Origin of the sequence: Citrobacter sp. Cpo040 (assembly GCF_030332915.1) — a bacterium.
Taxonomy (GTDB): Bacteria; Pseudomonadota; Gammaproteobacteria; order Enterobacterales; family Enterobacteriaceae; genus Citrobacter; species Citrobacter portucalensis.
Genome location: NZ_JAOWGX010000027.1, coordinates 1 through 15,391 on the forward strand (window position 1 = coordinate 1; position 15,391 = coordinate 15,391).

The 15,391-nt window shown below is 55.3% G+C and carries 16 protein-coding genes and 1 riboswitch; of the genes, 8 read left to right on the forward strand and 8 right to left on the reverse strand.

Annotated elements, in window-relative coordinates; all coding sequences use genetic code 11:
• Positions 1-341: 341 nt before the first annotated feature.
• Both purH and purD read left to right on the forward strand, forming a co-directional pair.
• Positions 342-1,931, forward strand: coding sequence for a bifunctional phosphoribosylaminoimidazolecarboxamide formyltransferase/IMP cyclohydrolase (gene purH, locus OGX86_RS01000; RefSeq protein WP_103015398.1), 1,590 nt, complete (start codon positions 342-344; stop codon positions 1,929-1,931).
• Positions 1,932-1,946: 15 nt separating this feature from the next.
• Complete coding sequence (purD, locus tag OGX86_RS01005) at positions 1,947-3,236, forward strand: phosphoribosylamine--glycine ligase (RefSeq protein WP_128317638.1); 1,290 nt, start codon at positions 1,947-1,949, stop codon at positions 3,234-3,236.
• On the opposite strand, the gene zraR is transcribed toward purD, so the two are convergent.
• Together zraR and zraS are read right to left on the reverse strand one after the other, a co-directional pair.
• On the reverse strand, positions 3,233-4,558 hold the full coding sequence (gene zraR, locus OGX86_RS01010) for a sigma-54-dependent response regulator transcription factor ZraR (protein ID WP_060683072.1): 1,326 nt from the start codon (positions 4,556-4,558) through the stop codon (positions 3,233-3,235). The two genes, purD and zraR, sit on opposite strands and share 4 nt — an antisense overlap.
• 5 nt (positions 4,559-4,563) lie before the next feature.
• Entirely contained in the window at positions 4,564-5,949 is a 1,386-nt protein-coding gene (gene zraS, locus OGX86_RS01015) for a two-component system sensor histidine kinase ZraS (protein WP_128317637.1), read from the reverse strand.
• Between the two features lie 264 nt (positions 5,950-6,213).
• Here zraS and zraP point away from each other — a divergent pair, with 264 nt between their 5' ends.
• Positions 6,214-6,657 (forward strand): zinc resistance sensor/chaperone ZraP, encoded by a 444-nt coding sequence (gene zraP, locus OGX86_RS01020; RefSeq protein ID WP_032945657.1) that lies wholly within the window; start codon positions 6,214-6,216, stop codon positions 6,655-6,657.
• 61 nt (positions 6,658-6,718) lie between these two features.
• On the opposite strand, the gene OGX86_RS01025 is transcribed toward zraP, so the two are convergent.
• The 6 genes from OGX86_RS01025 to nudC form a co-directional block, all read right to left on the reverse strand.
• Entirely contained in the window at positions 6,719-7,411 is a 693-nt protein-coding gene (locus OGX86_RS01025) for a DUF1481 domain-containing protein (protein WP_048216366.1), read from the reverse strand.
• 11 nt (positions 7,412-7,422) lie between these two features.
• On the reverse strand, positions 7,423-7,695 hold the full coding sequence (hupA, locus tag OGX86_RS01030; protein ID WP_001044509.1) for a nucleoid-associated protein HU-alpha: 273 nt from the start codon (positions 7,693-7,695) through the stop codon (positions 7,423-7,425).
• A gap of 186 nt (positions 7,696-7,881) precedes the next feature.
• Positions 7,882-8,472: a YjaG family protein gene (locus OGX86_RS01035; RefSeq protein WP_003842015.1), complete on the reverse strand. Its 591-nt coding sequence runs from the start codon at positions 8,470-8,472 to the stop codon at positions 7,882-7,884.
• 33 nt (positions 8,473-8,505) lie between these two features.
• The gene (nfi, locus tag OGX86_RS01040) at positions 8,506-9,186 is read right to left on the reverse strand and encodes a deoxyribonuclease V (RefSeq protein WP_008787113.1); all 681 of its coding nucleotides are present in this window, start codon (positions 9,184-9,186) and stop codon (positions 8,506-8,508) included.
• 9 nt (positions 9,187-9,195) lie between these two features.
• Entirely contained in the window at positions 9,196-10,260 is a 1,065-nt protein-coding gene (gene hemE, locus OGX86_RS01045; RefSeq protein ID WP_003826889.1) for a uroporphyrinogen decarboxylase, read from the reverse strand.
• 50 nt (positions 10,261-10,310) lie between these two features.
• Entirely contained in the window at positions 10,311-11,084 is a 774-nt protein-coding gene (nudC, locus tag OGX86_RS01050) for an NAD(+) diphosphatase (RefSeq protein WP_003033074.1), read from the reverse strand.
• A 96-nt stretch (positions 11,085-11,180) separates the two neighbouring features.
• Between nudC and OGX86_RS01055 the strand changes: the two genes are divergently transcribed.
• From OGX86_RS01055 to thiS, 5 genes are all read left to right on the forward strand, one after another.
• Entirely contained in the window at positions 11,181-11,669 is a 489-nt protein-coding gene (locus OGX86_RS01055; protein WP_032945654.1) for an Rsd/AlgQ family anti-sigma factor, read from the forward strand.
• A 50-nt stretch (positions 11,670-11,719) separates the two neighbouring features.
• Positions 11,720-11,842, forward strand: a riboswitch (TPP riboswitch).
• Positions 11,843-11,925: 83 nt separating this feature from the next.
• On the forward strand, positions 11,926-13,824 hold the full coding sequence (gene thiC / locus OGX86_RS01060) for a phosphomethylpyrimidine synthase ThiC (RefSeq protein WP_286639063.1): 1,899 nt from the start codon (positions 11,926-11,928) through the stop codon (positions 13,822-13,824).
• The gene (gene thiE / locus OGX86_RS01065; protein WP_048227512.1) at positions 13,824-14,459 is read left to right on the forward strand and encodes a thiamine phosphate synthase; all 636 of its coding nucleotides are present in this window, start codon (positions 13,824-13,826) and stop codon (positions 14,457-14,459) included. The genes thiC and thiE overlap by 1 nt, the downstream gene beginning before the upstream one ends.
• A complete protein-coding gene (locus OGX86_RS01070) occupies positions 14,452-15,210 on the forward strand; it encodes a HesA/MoeB/ThiF family protein (RefSeq protein ID WP_003826902.1) in 759 nt (252 codons plus the stop codon). The genes thiE and OGX86_RS01070 overlap by 8 nt, the downstream gene beginning before the upstream one ends.
• The gene (thiS, locus tag OGX86_RS01075; RefSeq protein ID WP_016155307.1) at positions 15,191-15,391 is read left to right on the forward strand and encodes a sulfur carrier protein ThiS; all 201 of its coding nucleotides are present in this window, start codon (positions 15,191-15,193) and stop codon (positions 15,389-15,391) included. Before OGX86_RS01070 ends, thiS begins: the two co-directional genes overlap by 20 nt.

Below are 15,391 nucleotides of genomic sequence, written 5' to 3' on the forward strand. Positions count from 1 at the left end.
TGGAGGCGCATTATAGGGAGTTTCCTGCGGCCCGCAACCCTTAAATGACAGAAAAATGACTGACTGCTGCATTCCACAGCGAAACCCCGCTTTATACCCATTTACACACAGAGTTATCCACAAACCACACGATCGTTTCTACGATTCTCTCGTTATATCAGCCTCCTTCAACAGAAAAAGAAGAGGTCAAAATCGAAAATTAAAAATTCGCGAGCGTTGCGCAAACGTTTTCGTTACAATGCCCCCGCAAAACAAGGATGCCCCGTAAGGGGCGTTAGCTGAGTTTTTAGCCAAGAATTCACCTAACGCTCTCTGTAATAGTCAAATCCAGGGGATTTACCATGCAACAACGTCGTCCAGTCCACCGCGCTCTGCTCAGTGTTTCTGACAAGGCCGGTATCATCGAATTCGCTCAGGCACTTTCCGCACGTGGTGTGGAGTTGCTGTCTACAGGTGGCACTGCGCGCCTGTTAGCGGAGAAAGGTCTGCCAGTGACCGAAGTTTCCGATTACACCGGCTTCCCGGAAATGATGGATGGACGCGTGAAGACCCTGCATCCGAAAGTCCACGGCGGCATTCTTGGTCGTCGCGGTCAGGATGACGGAATTATGGAACAGCACGGTATCGCCCCTATCGATATGGTGGTTGTAAACCTGTATCCGTTCGCCGAGACAGTGGCACGCGAAGGCTGCTCGCTGGAAGATGCGGTAGAGAACATTGATATCGGCGGCCCGACCATGGTGCGTTCCGCTGCCAAGAACCATAAAGACGTAGCGATCGTTGTGAAGAGCAGCGACTACGACGCCATTATTAAAGAGATGGATGCCAACGAAGGCTCCCTGACTCTGGAAACCCGCTTTGACCTCGCGATTAAAGCCTTCGAACACACCGCCGCCTACGACAGCATGATTGCCAACTACTTCGGCAGCATGGTTCCGGCTTACCACGGTGAGAGCAAAGAGGCCGCCGGTCGTTTCCCGCGTACGCTGAACCTGAACTTCATTAAGAAGCAGGATATGCGCTACGGCGAGAACAGCCACCAGCAGGCTGCCTTCTATATAGAAGAGAATGTTAAAGAAGCGTCCGTTGCCACCGCGCAGCAGGTACAGGGCAAAGCGCTTTCCTACAACAACATCGCCGATACCGACGCGGCGCTGGAGTGCGTGAAAGAGTTCAGCGAGCCAGCCTGTGTGATCGTTAAGCACGCTAACCCGTGCGGCGTGGCGGTAAGTACCTCTATTCTCGACGCTTACGACCGCGCCTATAAAACCGACCCGACCTCCGCATTCGGCGGCATCATCGCTTTCAACCGCGAACTGGATGCCGAAACCGCGCAGGCAATTATCTCCCGTCAGTTCGTGGAAGTGATCATCGCCCCGTCCGCAACCGAAGACGCACTGAAAATCACCGCCGCCAAACAGAACGTTCGCGTTCTGACCTGCGGTCAGTGGGCACAGCGTGTACCGGGCCTCGACTTCAAACGCGTTAACGGCGGTTTGCTGGTTCAGGACAGGGATCTGGGGATGGTGAGCGAAGGCGAACTGCGCGTGGTGTCCAAACGTCAGCCGACCGAGCAAGAGCTGCGCGATGCACTGTTCTGCTGGAAAGTCGCCAAGTTCGTGAAATCCAACGCCATTGTTTATGCCAAAGAGAACATGACTATCGGCATAGGCGCAGGCCAGATGAGCCGCGTGTACTCCGCAAAAATCGCCGGGATTAAAGCGGCTGACGAAGGTCTGGAAGTGAAAGGCTCTGCAATGGCCTCTGACGCCTTCTTCCCGTTCCGCGATGGTATTGATGCTGCCGCCGCCGTTGGTGTGAGCTGCGTTATCCAGCCAGGTGGTTCTATCCGTGATGACGAAGTCATTGCCGCTGCCGATGAACACGGTATCGCGATGATCTTTACCGACATGCGCCACTTCCGCCATTAATCCACGGAGCAGACGATGAAAGTATTAGTGATTGGCAACGGCGGGCGCGAGCACGCCCTGGCCTGGAAAGCCGCACAGTCCCCGCTGGTTGATACCGTTTTTGTTGCACCAGGTAACGCGGGCACCGCACTGGAACCAGCACTGCAGAACGTGGCTATCGGCGTCACCGATATTCCAGCTCTGCTGAGCTTTGCCCAGAACGAGAAAATTGACCTGACCATCGTCGGCCCGGAAGCGCCGCTGGTGATTGGCGTGGTCGATGCGTTCCGCGCCGCTGGCCTGAAGATCTTCGGGCCAACCGAAGGTGCTGCACAGCTGGAAGGCTCCAAAGCCTTCACCAAAGATTTCCTCGCCCGTCACCAGATCCCGACGGCGGAATATCAGAACTTCACTGAGATTGAGCCAGCGTTGGCCTATCTGCGTGAGAAAGGCGCGCCGATCGTCATCAAAGCTGACGGCCTGGCTGCTGGTAAAGGCGTTATCGTGGCGGTGACGCTGGAGGAAGCAGAAGCCGCCGTTCATGACATGCTGGCAGGTAACGCTTTTGGCGATGCGGGCCACCGTATCGTGATCGAAGAGTTCCTCGACGGCGAAGAAGCGAGCTTTATCGTAATGGTCGACGGCGAGCACGTGCTGCCGATGGCCACCAGCCAGGACCACAAACGCGTAGGCAACGGCGACACTGGCCCGAACACCGGCGGTATGGGTGCTTACTCACCAGCACCGGTGGTAACTGATGAAGTGCATCAGCGCACCATGGAACGCATTATTTGGCCAACCGTAAAAGGTATGGCGGCGGAAGGGAATACCTACACCGGTTTCCTGTACGCGGGTCTGATGATCGACAAACAGGGCAATCCGAAGGTTATCGAGTTCAACTGCCGCTTCGGCGATCCGGAAACCCAGCCGATCATGCTACGCATGAAATCGGACCTGGTGGAGCTTTGCCTGGCCGCCTGCGACGGCAAGCTGGATGAGAAAACCTCTGAGTGGGATGAACGCGCCTCGCTGGGTGTCGTCATTGCCGCCGGAGGTTATCCGGGCAACTACAATACCGGCGATGAGATCCACGGCCTGCCGCTGGAAGAAGTAGAAGACGGAAAAGTGTTCCATGCGGGCACTAAACTCGCCGAAGACGATCGCGTGCTGACCAGCGGCGGTCGCGTGCTGTGCGCCACCGCCCTGGGTCATACTGTGGCTGAAGCGCAGAAACGCGCTTACGCCCTGATGACCGACATCCGCTGGGATGGCAGCTTCAGCCGTAACGACATCGGCTGGCGCGCCATTGAACGCGAGCAACGCTAACGCGAAATTTTCGCCAGCAGCGTTTTACGCGTAATGCCTAACTGACGGGCGGCTTCCGTTTTATTGCCGCCCGTTTTTTCCAGCGCCGCCAGAATCACCTCTTTTTCGACATCCACCAGCGGTTGGATCTCGCCACTGAATTCCGTTTTTATCGGCGTCGCGGCAATCGCCATCGGCAGCTCGCGTTCGGAAATATATTCTCCCGTCAGCAGCACCACCGAGCGCTCAATCGCATTTTCCAGCTCACGAATATTGCCCGGCCAGTCGTAGTGGATCAGCAGATCCATCGCCTGCGGAGTAAAGCCTTTCACCGCTTTACGGTTACGCGCGGCAAAACGCTGGAGAAAATGTTCGGCTAACAGCGGAATATCTTCCCGGCGCTGGCACAGCGCTGGCATTTCAATGGTGACGACGTTCAGGCGATAGTAGAGATCCTGACGAAAGCGCCCGGCACTGACTTCCTCGGCCAGATTACGATGCGTGGCGGCGATCAGCCGGACATCAACCGCAATAGTCTGATTGCTACCAACACGCTGCACTTCTCGCTCCTGGATAGCCCGCAGCAGACGCACCTGCATCAGCGGTGAAATATCACCGATTTCATCAAGAAATAACGTGCCGCCATCGGCTTCCACAAAGCGACCTTCCCGCCGTTTATCCGCCCCGGTAAACGCCCCTTTCTCGTGACCAAAAAGTTCGGACTCCAGCAGCGATTCATTAAGCGCCGCGCAGTTGAGCGTCACCAGCGGTTTATCGCGACGGGCGCTGCTGGCATGCAGCGCCCGGGCCACCAATTCTTTCCCCGTACCGGAGTCTCCGTGAATAAGCACCGTAGCATCCGAGGGCGCAACCATCGCGATTTCATTGAGCAACTTCTGCATCGCCGGACTGCTGCCAATCATGCCAAACTGCGCAGCCGACGCCGATGGCAGTTCAGCGCCCGTTTCCCGCGTATGCGCCAGCGCCTTTTCCAGCGTCTCCTGCAGACGGTCAAAATCCAGCGGCTTGATTAAGTAGTCCAGCGCCCCGGTTTTAAGCGCCTCAACGGCGGTCTCCACACTGGAGAACGCCGTCATGATCAAGACCGGAATCGCCGGATTCAGCGCTTTAATCTCTTTCAGCGTTGCGATGCCGTCCATCTCCGCCATGCGTACATCACACAGTACTAAATCAAATACGCGTTCGCGCACCTGTTCCAGCGCCGCTCGCCCGCTATAGGCCAGCGCGACCTCATAACCCCAGCCGCGCAGCAGCGCCTGTAAAATGGTGCAGTGGCTGATATCGTCATCTACCACCAGAATATTGATTTTTCCGCGCGTCATCCTTGTTAATCCTGTTGTTTCGCTTTGGTCGGCAGCCAAAGGGTAAAGGTCGCGCCTTTGCCCTCAACGCTTGCCACCTGAATGGTGCCACCGTGCTGTTCGATAATGTTCTGCACTACCGCCAGCCCGAGGCCGGTTCCGTCAGCTTTGGTCGTAAAGTAAGGCGTAAAAATGGCCTCCAGCTGTTCCGCCGCAATCCCCTTCCCACTATCGGTAACCACAATTTTAACGCGATCGCCGCTGCTTTCATTCGCTTCAACCGTGATCGTGCCCTGACGACCAATCGCATGAATGGCGTTCAGATACAGATTCAACAAAACCTGAGTCAGCCGGTCAGGATCGGCCTGGATAGCGGGCAGCGTAGAATTAGCCGAAAAGCGGAGCTGGATTTCCCGGCTTGCCGCATCCTGACTCACCAGGTGTAATGAGTGGGTGATAACCTCATTAAGATTCACCTGTTGCAGCGTCAGATGCGCAGGTTTCACCAGCTCCAGCAACTCGCTCACCACCCGATTTAAACGATCCGCCTCTTTCGCCATCACCTGTGCCAACTCGTGCGACTCGCCTCCTGCCGGGGTTCGCTCGGCAAAATACTTCGCTAACCCTTTGATCGATGAAAGCGGGTTACGAATTTCATGCGCCACCCCAGCCGCAAGATGACCGAGCGCTAACAGTTTTTCTTTACGCTTCATCGCATCCTGGAGTTCTTTGTACGAACGCTGATAGCGCTGATACCAGAAGAACGTCAGCACGGTGGCCAGCAACACAGCCGCCAGCGCAGAGAGGACTATCAGTGTGTTACGCCACTCCCTTGCCTGAGTCGCTGTCAGATCGCTGGCATCAAAGGCGATAAATATGGTTTGTGCTGGGGAGATAAGCTGCCCGTCATTGCTGGCACAGCGCGCCATGCCGTGGCGTCCTGGACCATACATCGGCTGAAACTGGCGATAAATTTCCAGTGCTGGCGTTTTTTCACCATCCCTCGCTGGAATTTCAATATTCCGCCAGCTTTCTTGCTCCCCAGGACTAAGCTGTCGCAGGACATCCGATGAATAGAGCGTTTTGCCGACCATCGCGGAATTGCTGTGGGTAATAATGACACCATGCTCATCGACGACAGCAAACCATAGCACGCCAGGCTGTACAGCCATTTCCTCCAGTAGCGTCTGCTGTTGTGCATGATGCATGCGCATCCCCATGCCTACGCGCGTACCAGACTCCAGAGCGCGAATGAGCACACTGCCTTTTTCCAGTAGCGTTTGTCGTGCGGCGCCACTTTCCCGCCCATAGTCCCGAATGGTCATAATCGAAAACCAGCCGACCAAAACCAGGATTGCCGCCAGCAAGAGTCGGCTCAACCACTTTGCCACCGTATCCTTATAAAGACGCATACGCTCTCCCTTCACCCCGCTTGTTCCTTTCATCGTTGCAGGTATACAGCAGAAATCATGCCATTTTTTCCCCCTGATAACCCTGCCCTCAGACACAAACAGCTGAAAGTAACGGGTAAAAATGACTCGCTGGCGCGTTCTGGCGAGTCATTTTTACTCGTTTCCCTGCAAAGACGGCGGGTACAACGCCCGCAGGACTCGGATTGCCGCTTTGGCACGGAAGATGCAAAAGGGAATGTAAGCTAACCAACAGGAGAACGAACGATGAAACGGAACAACAAACTGGCACTGATTGCACTTTCTCTTATCGCACTTGGCTCCACCCCGGTACTGGCACAGAATCACTGGGGATATGGTGATGGAATGCAGCAACGGGGCGGTACGCCAATGACCGCTGAGCAGCAGGCTGCCGCACAGAAAATCTATGATGATTATTATTCCCAGACCAGCGCGTTGCGCCAACAGCTGACATCCAAACGTTATGAGTACAACGCACTATTAACGGCCAGCTCGCCGGACACGGCAAAAATTAACGCCGTTGCAAAAGAGATGGAAGCGTTGAATCAGTCTCTGGACGAGCAGCGCGTTAAACGTGATGTCGCAATGGCGCAGGCTGGCGTGCCACGTGGCGCGGGAATGGGCTACGGCGGATGCGGCGGTGGCGGTAACCATCGCGGCGGCGGTCATATGGGAATGGGCCACTGGTAAAAGACTTAATGCCTGATGACGCTATACGGATCAGGCCTGCTGGCTACCTGTCTTCAGGTTTTCAGAAAGTTTTGGCTGTAGGCTGCCAGTGACAAAAATCTTCATTGGCGACCAGCAGTAGCTGCGACCCTTCGGGCGCTTCCAGCCATGCCACACTCACCTCTACGGATGAATGTCTCTGGCGGCGCTCGATATGGTTTATCGCCCACGACTCCAGGTCTGGCTTCAGCGTTTCACCTTCACAGGTTGTGACCGTGTTATCCGCATGCCAACGTCCCTGACGCAATATCACCCGTCCCTGACGCAGCGCATCGCTGGTCTGGCGAATTTGATCGGCACGATAGCGGTAAAGCGCGATTTGATCGCTGGAAAGCTGCTGCTTTTGCCCGTCGACTTCACGCTGCATGAAGCTCAGTTCACCCCGGTCATCGAAGCGTATACGGACATGTTCAGCCGGTTTACTGTAAACGTTGAGTTCTATCAGAGAGAGCGAATCACCCTGCCAGCGGTATTCACTGGTAGTGGTTTCGCCTTTACGCCACGGACTAAATACCGAGAGCAAGTGAACATCGTCACCGGAGTCTTTACGCCAAATGCGTACCGCCCCCTGATCGCCAACATAGCCGCTGGCCGTGAACGGAGGAAGCTCAGAATGGCTACCGCAGGCTGACAGTAACAGAACACCTGAAAGCCAAAGCGAATGACGCCAGATGGACAAAAGGGGCGAAACCGCCCCTTCGTTAAAACTGTTCACTGCCACGCGAATTACTTAACCGCGTCTTTCAGTGCTTTACCAGAAACAAATGCCGGTACGTTAGCTGCGGCGATTTTGATTTCTTTACCGGTCTGCGGGTTGCGGCCAGTGCGCTCAGCACGGTGGTTCACTTTGAAGGTACCGAAACCAACCAGTTGTACAGCATCGCCTTCTTTCAGAGACTCAGTAATAGCAGCCAGAGTGGATTCCAGAGCAGCTTTAGCCTGTGTTTTAGACAGTTCTGCTTTGTCTGCAATTACATCAATCAGTTGAGTCTTGTTCATAAGTTATCCTTACAATGTGTTTATCGCTTGCTAAGCATCGAGTGCGACGGAAATGCCAGAAAAGCACTCTCCTGCATACACGCACCGATAGCCACTTTTTTTCGCCCCCCAAATGTAGACCAGACCGGGGGCGGATGGGAAGCCTTCAGGCACGACAAATCAGGCGTTAAATCACGTTTTGTGGTGTCATTGCTGAAAATTTATACCAATATTGCTCTCGCCAGCCTCGCGCAGGTCTGCACGCAGCCCTTTTATCAGCTCAATATCGCGTTCTTCACAGTCGGCTAAAAGTCGGAAAATTTCCCACTGAATATCCCATTCTTGCTCAACGGCAGGGTTCTCTTTGAGCTCTTCATCGGTCATTTCGCGACCAGCCTGAGTCATTTCCAGCATCGCAACCGTCGTAATCGAAGCCTTACTCACTTCGATTGCATGCTCCAGCGTTTCACCGCTAAGACGCGAATGCATCAGTTCGCTTAATGCCACACAAGCATCAATCGCCGGATAAACACCGTACAGATCGTAATCGTCTGCAGAAGGAATGGCCTCTTCAAACTTTTCCAGCTGGCTGTCGAAATTGATTTTCGCGTCTTTAACCGTCAGCGCTTCCCAAATCAGATCCAGAATTCGGCGGTAAATCTGTCCATCGCCAAATTCAGTTTGCTTGCAGAACATGGCGTAGTTTGGGTACATGCGTTCGCACAGACAGGCCATAAACGTGACGTGCTGCCAGCTTTCCAGCTTCTCCAGACGCAGGTGAATCGGATTTTGTAACATGATGAGTTCTCAAATACGGAAATTAGCCGCAGTTTACCCGATATAGGGCGTTTTTGCTGCAAGCCGAGTAAAAGCCGGGCGTTCGGATGCTACCGCATCTGCCCAGCGTGTTGGTTCCGGCAAACGATAGCCGTTCATACAGCGTTGAACCCACGCCAGTGCGCTGTCCATACTCACGCGGTGACCCGTAGAAATAAACAACGGGTTACAGCGCGCTTTGCTGCGCCAGACCCATGCCAGTTGTTCGCCTTTATCCAGCAACGGCGCTAGCGCACCAGGTTCAGCAGCGAGCGGTTCAAACTTGCCGCACAGCCGCTTTTTCGCCACGCCGATCGTCGGGACATCCACCAGCAGACCAAAATGGCTGGCCACGCCCAGACGACGCGGGTGAGAAATGCCATGCCCGTCAACGAACAGCAGATCTGGCTTGTGCGAGAGCAGTTGCCAGGCGGCCATCAGCGCGGGAGTTTCACGAAAGGAGAGAAAACCGGGAATGTAGGGCATGGTGGTGGCGATACGCGCCACCTTGTATTCGACCAGTTCAAGCGTGGGATACTTCAGCAAAACCATTGCGGCTCGCGTCACTTCGCCACCCTGCTCAAACCCAACGTCCGCCCCGCCGATCAGATCCGGCGGATCGTTCTTCAGACGATCCTCGCGGATCACTGAAGAAGCCAGTTCAAGCTGCTGCGCGCGTAATGACGCGAGATCCATGATAACTCCTTAGCGGTGGTACTGTTCGGACAACCGATGTACCGCCTCCACAAAGACACCCGCATGTTCTGGCGGGACGTCCTGATGAATGCCGTGGCCCAGGTTAAAGACATGCCCTTCACCCTGACCGAATCCGGCCAGAATTGTCGCCACCTCTTCTTCGATGCGGGCTGGCGGCGCATACAGCATGGACGGATCCATATTGCCCTGGAGCGCCACTTTATGACCTACACGACGACGCGCATCGGCAATGTCAGTGGTCCAGTCGAGACCTAACGCATCACAGCCGGTTTCCGCCATCGCTTCCAGCCACTGACCACCGCCTTTGGTAAACAGCGTCACCGGTACGCGACGACCTTCGTTCTCGCGCAGCAGGCCATCAACGATTTTGTGCATGTAGTACAAAGAGAACTGCTGATAGTCGCGACCGGTCAGCACGCCACCCCAGGTGTCGAAAATCATCACCGACTGCGCACCCGCTTTGATCTGCGCGTTCAGGTACAGCGTGACGCTCTTCGCCAGCTTATCAAGCAGCAGATGCAGCGCTTTAGGGTCGGCGTACATCATCTTTTTAATCACGGTGAAGGCTTTGCTGCTGCCGCCTTCAACCATGTAGGTCGCCAGCGTCCACGGACTACCGGAGAAGCCGATCAGCGGCACTTCGCCTTTCAGTTCACGGCGGATAGTACGCACCGCGTTCATCACGTACCCCAGCCCATCTTCCGGGTCAGGGATCGGCAGTTTGTCGACGTCAGCCTTGCTGGTAATCGGAGAGGTAAAGCGTGGACCTTCTCCTGCTTCAAAATACAGCCCGAGTCCCATCGCATCCGGGATCGTCAGGATATCCGAGAAGAGGATCGCGGCATCAAGTTTATAGCGACGCAGCGGCTGCAACGTGACTTCGCAGGCCAGCTCGGCATTTTTGCACAGCGCCATAAAATCGCCCGCTTCGGCACGGGTAGCTTTGTATTCCGGTAGATAGCGGCCTGCCTGGCGCATCATCCATACCGGAGTGACATCAACGGGCTGGCGCAGCAGCGCACGCAGATAACGATCGTTCTTCAGTTCGGTCATTTTTGCAGTTCCTTATTGCGTCAGTCCATCAGTGTATCACCACTCGCTCTTTACTCGTACTCAGCCCGACACATTGCCACAGTGTCTTCAATCAATCGACGCGCGACAGTACCCGGCGGGGGTAAGAGCGGTAAGTCGTCATAGCGATACCAGTTCGCTTCCAGCAGCTCTTTCGGGTCGATGACGATTTCGCCGCTATCATACTCCGCCATAAATGCGGTCATCAAAGACTGTGGGAATGGCCACGGCTGAGAAGTGACATAGCGCAGATTTTTCACCTTAATCCCGCTTTCTTCCATAACTTCACGCGCCACCGCCTGTTCTAAGGTCTCACCTACTTCGACAAAACCCGCCAGTACGGTATGCACGCCGTTACGATGGCGAACATGTTGGGCAAGCAGGATGGAATCATCTCGGCGAATAGCGACGATTATGCACGGGGCAATTTGCGGGTAATAACGTTCACGGCAGTGGCTACAGAGCATCGCCCACTCCGTTTTACTCGGGTGCATGGGATGGCCGCAGTAGCCGCAGAATTTATGCGAGCGATAGAACTCCGCCAGCTGTACGCCGCGTCCGGCCAGTTGAAACAGGCCAACATCCTGGTCAATGACCTGGCGCACCGACCCCATATCGTGTCGACGCTGCTGCTGTACCAGCCAGACAGTTTCCCCTTCCCACTCGCCTATTGGCAGCGCGCGCTGACCAATCAGATCAAAACGGGCTGCGTCGCCATAAGGTAGCTCGCCATGAGGTAACCATAACTTTTGCTCATGACTGACGATCCACCAGCCGCTATCTAATTTTTCAATTATACGATCCATATCTCTTGCGCAACCTTTGCTTCACAGGCATGTTGTTTACATTATTTTTACATTTACGGGTGAGCAGTTCCTAAACACCATCTTGCGGAGTCAATCATGCTAAACCAGCTGGAAAGCCTGACGGAGCACGTCGGAGGAAGTAATAAACTGGTTGATCGCTGGCTACATGTACGTAAGCACCTGCTCGTGGCTTACTACAATCTGGTTGGCATTAAGCCTGGCAAAGAATCGTACATGCGACTCAATGAAAAGGCGCTGGATGATTTTTGTCAGAGCCTGGTCGATTACCTCTCCACCGGACACTTCAGTATTTATGAACGTATTCTCCATAAATTGGAAGGGAACGGGCAGCTTTTAAAAGCCACAAAAATTTGGCCGCTGCTGGAAGCCAATACGCAGCTGATCATGGACTACTATGACTCCAGCCTGGAAACTGCGATTGATCATGATAACTTCCTTGAATTTCAACAGGTTTTATCGGATCTCGGCGAGGCACTGGAAGCCCGATTCGTGCTGGAAGATAAGCTGATCATGCTGGTATTTGACGCAATGCACGAGAGTAACACTCTCAAACGTCATGCTTGAGATTTGCGGCATTAACGCGTAGTTTACATTCATTACCTCTTTACTGAGGTTACTTCTTGTCGGAGTGCTTATTTTCCACAGCAGCATGAGTGGAAAAGGCTGAGACCGTTAATTCGGGATCCGCGGAACCTGATCAGGTTAAAACCTGCGAAGGGAACAAGAGTCAATCTGCAATAGCATCGCCCCCGGGCGAGCTTCTCTCTTGCTTCATCCGTCGTCTGACAAGCCATATCCTTACTTTTATTTGGAATGAGCTATGTCTGCCACTACTAAACCATCACGCCGCGAACAGCGCGCTCAAGCCCAACACTTTATCGATACCCTGGAAGGGACCGCCTTCCCTAACTCAAAACGCATTTATATTACCGGTTCGCAGCCGGATATCCGCATTCCGATGCGCGAAATTCAGCTCAGCCCAACACTGACTGGCGGTAGCAAAGACAACCCGCAGTTCGAAGAGAACGAAGCCGTTCCGGTATACGACACCTCCGGACCGTATGGCGATCCTGACGTGGCGATTAACGTCCAGCAGGGTCTGGCAAAGCTGCGCCAGCCGTGGATTGCGGCGCGTAACGATAGCGAAGAATTAGACGACCGGAGTTCCGCTTATACCAAAGAACGTCTGGCCGACGATGGCCTAGACGAGCTGCGTTTCACCGGCCTGCTGACGCCAAAGCGCGCCAAAGCGGGTAAGCGAGTCACCCAACTGCACTACGCCCGCCAGGGAATAGTGACCCCGGAGATGGAGTTCATCGCCATCCGTGAAAACATGGGCCGCGAGCGCATTCGCAGTGAAGTGCTTCGCCACCAGCATCCGGGGATGAACTTTGGTGCACGCCTGCCGGAAAACATCACGCCGGAATTCGTGCGTGATGAAGTGGCCGCGGGCCGCGCGATTATTCCTGCCAACATCAACCACCCGGAATCCGAGCCGATGATTATCGGTCGCAACTTCCTGGTGAAGGTTAACGCCAACATCGGTAACTCTGCCGTCACCTCCTCCATTGAAGAAGAGGTAGAGAAGCTGGTGTGGTCGACGCGCTGGGGCGCGGACACGGTGATGGATCTCTCCACCGGTCGCTATATCCACGAAACCCGTGAGTGGATCCTGCGTAACAGTCCGGTACCGATCGGTACTGTGCCGATCTACCAGGCGCTGGAGAAGGTCAACGGGATCGCCGAAGATCTCACCTGGGAAGCCTTCCGCGACACGTTGCTGGAGCAGGCCGAACAGGGCGTCGACTACTTCACCATTCACGCGGGCGTGCTGCTGCGCTACGTGCCGATGACTGCCAAACGCCTGACCGGCATTGTCTCACGCGGCGGTTCAATTATGGCGAAATGGTGCCTTTCTCATCACAAAGAGAACTTCCTGTACGAACATTTCCGCGAGATTTGCGAAATCTGCGCCGCCTACGACGTCTCTTTGTCGCTGGGTGACGGCCTGCGCCCGGGTTCAATTCAGGATGCGAACGACGAAGCGCAGTTCTCCGAGCTGCATACGCTGGGCGAGCTGACCAAAATCGCCTGGGAATACAACGTGCAGGTGATGATAGAAGGCCCGGGTCATGTGCCCATGCATATGATCCAGCGCAACATGACCGAAGAGCTGGAGCACTGCCATGAAGCACCGTTTTACACCTTAGGGCCATTGACCACCGATATCGCACCGGGCTACGACCACTTCACTTCCGGGATCGGTGCGGCGATGATCGGCTGGTTTGGCTGCGCGATGCTGTGCTACGTCACGCCAAAAGAGCACCTCGGCCTGCCGAACAAAGAAGATGTTAAACAAGGGTTGATTACCTACAAGATTGCCGCCCATGCAGCTGACTTAGCAAAAGGTCATCCGGGCGCGCAGATCCGCGATAACGCCATGTCGAAAGCGCGCTTCGAATTCCGCTGGGAAGACCAGTTTAACCTCGCGCTCGACCCGTTCACCGCCCGTGCCTACCACGATGAAACCCTGCCACAGGAATCCGGTAAGGTCGCCCACTTCTGCTCCATGTGCGGGCCGAAGTTCTGCTCGATGAAAATCAGCCAGGAGGTTCGCGACTACGCTGCCGCACAAACGATTGAAGTCGGCATGGCAGATATGTCGGAGAACTTCCGCGCCAAAGGCGGCGAAATCTACCTCAAAAAAGAGGAGGCGTAATGTACCAGCCTGATTTCCCGACCGTGCCGTTTCGCCTCGGGCTTTACCCGGTGGTGGACAGCGTGCAATGGATTGAACGCTTGCTGCAGGCGGGCGTACGCACGATCCAACTGCGCATTAAAGATAAGCGTGATGAAGAGGTCGAAGCCGACGTTATGGCCGCCATTGAACTGGGGCGTTGCTATGACGCCCGTCTGTTTATCAACGACTACTGGCGTCTGGCAATTAAGCACCGCGCTTACGGTGTACATCTGGGCCAGGAAGACCTTGAAACCACCGACCTGAAGGCGATTCAGACGGCGGGGCTGCGCCTGGGGGTCTCCACTCACGATGATATGGAGATCGACGTCGCGCTCGCCGCTAAGCCTTCTTATATCGCGCTGGGTCATGTTTTTCCCACGCAAACCAAACAGATGCCTTCCGCCCCGCAGGGACTCACGCAACTGGCAAACCATATTGAACGATTAGCGGATTACCCGACCGTCGCCATTGGCGGTATCAGCCTTGAGCGCGCCCCGGCGGTACTGGCGACCGGCGTCGGCAGCATTGCCGTGGTCAGCGCCATTACCCAGGCGGCTGACTGGCAGGTCGCCACGGCCCAACTACTGGATATCGCGGGAGTGGGCGATGAATGACCGCGACTTTATGCGTTACAGCCGACAGATCCTGCTCGGCGATATCGCCATTGAAGGCCAGCAAAAGCTACTCGATAGCCATGTGCTGATTGTCGGTTTAGGCGGGTTAGGTTCGCCTGCCGCGCTGTATCTGGCGGGAGCAGGCATCGGAAAACTGACGCTGGTAGACGATGACGACATTCATCTGAGCAACCTGCAGCGCCAGATCCTGTTTACCACTGATGATATCGCACGTTCAAAATCGCAGGTTGCCCAGCAGCGCCTGACGCGGCTCAACCCGGATATCGAACTGGTATCGCTCCAGCAGCGACTGAAAGGCGATGCGCTTCGGCATGCGGTAGCGCGTGCCGATGTGGTGCTCGACTGTACCGATAACATGGCCACGCGCCAGGAAATTAACGCCGCCTGCGTAACGCTCAACACCCCGCTCGTCACCGCCAGCGCCGTCGGCTTTGGCGGCCAACTGATGGTGCTGACGCCCCCGTGGGAACAAGGATGTTACCGCTGCCTGTGGCCGGACGATGTAGAGCCCGAACGCAACTGCCGTACCGCCGGTATCGTCGGACCGGTTGTGGGCGTGATGGGCACCTTGCAGGCGTTGGAAGCGATTAAATTGCTCAGCGGTATTGAGACGCCCAGCGGAGAGCTACGCCTGTTTGACGGTAAAACCAGCCAGTGGCGCAGCTTCGCACTACGACGCGCCAGCGGCTGCCCGGTATGCGGAGGGCAACATGCAGATTCAGTTCAATGATGAGCCGATGCAGTGCGCCGAAGGACAAACCGTCAGTGGGCTGCTCACTGCGCTTAATCAGCTTAAACCGGGCGCGGCGCTGGCGCTCAATCAGCAGATCCTCCCGCGCGAGCAGTGGGAGCAGCAAATCGTGCAGGAAGGCGACCAGATCCTGCTTTTTCAGGTTATTGCAGGGGGTTGA

What these genes read in the sequence shown, in the direction of transcription:
- purH (WP_103015398.1), top strand. Translation starts at nt 342, where the DNA reads ATGCAACAACGTCGTCCAGTCCACCGCGCTCTGCTCAGTGTTTCTGAC.
- purD (WP_128317638.1), top strand. Translation starts at nt 1,947, where the DNA reads ATGAAAGTATTAGTGATTGGCAACGGCGGGCGCGAGCACGCCCTGGCC.
- zraR (WP_060683072.1), bottom strand. Translation starts at nt 4,558, where the DNA reads ATGACGCGCGGAAAAATCAATATTCTGGTGGTAGATGACGATATCAGC.
- zraS (WP_128317637.1), bottom strand. Translation starts at nt 5,949, where the DNA reads ATGCGTCTTTATAAGGATACGGTGGCAAAGTGGTTGAGCCGACTCTTG.
- zraP (WP_032945657.1), top strand. Translation starts at nt 6,214, where the DNA reads ATGAAACGGAACAACAAACTGGCACTGATTGCACTTTCTCTTATCGCA.
- hupA (WP_001044509.1), bottom strand. Translation starts at nt 7,695, where the DNA reads ATGAACAAGACTCAACTGATTGATGTAATTGCAGACAAAGCAGAACTG.
- OGX86_RS01035 (WP_003842015.1), bottom strand. Translation starts at nt 8,472, where the DNA reads ATGTTACAAAATCCGATTCACCTGCGTCTGGAGAAGCTGGAAAGCTGG.
- nfi (WP_008787113.1), bottom strand. Translation starts at nt 9,186, where the DNA reads ATGGATCTCGCGTCATTACGCGCGCAGCAGCTTGAACTGGCTTCTTCA.
- hemE (WP_003826889.1), bottom strand. Translation starts at nt 10,260, where the DNA reads ATGACCGAACTGAAGAACGATCGTTATCTGCGTGCGCTGCTGCGCCAG.
- nudC (WP_003033074.1), bottom strand. Translation starts at nt 11,084, where the DNA reads ATGGATCGTATAATTGAAAAATTAGATAGCGGCTGGTGGATCGTCAGT.
- OGX86_RS01055 (WP_032945654.1), top strand. Translation starts at nt 11,181, where the DNA reads ATGCTAAACCAGCTGGAAAGCCTGACGGAGCACGTCGGAGGAAGTAAT.
- thiC (WP_286639063.1), top strand. Translation starts at nt 11,926, where the DNA reads ATGTCTGCCACTACTAAACCATCACGCCGCGAACAGCGCGCTCAAGCC.
- thiE (WP_048227512.1), top strand. Translation starts at nt 13,824, where the DNA reads ATGTACCAGCCTGATTTCCCGACCGTGCCGTTTCGCCTCGGGCTTTAC.
- OGX86_RS01070 (WP_003826902.1), top strand. Translation starts at nt 14,452, where the DNA reads ATGAATGACCGCGACTTTATGCGTTACAGCCGACAGATCCTGCTCGGC.
- thiS (WP_016155307.1), top strand. Translation starts at nt 15,191, where the DNA reads ATGCAGATTCAGTTCAATGATGAGCCGATGCAGTGCGCCGAAGGACAA.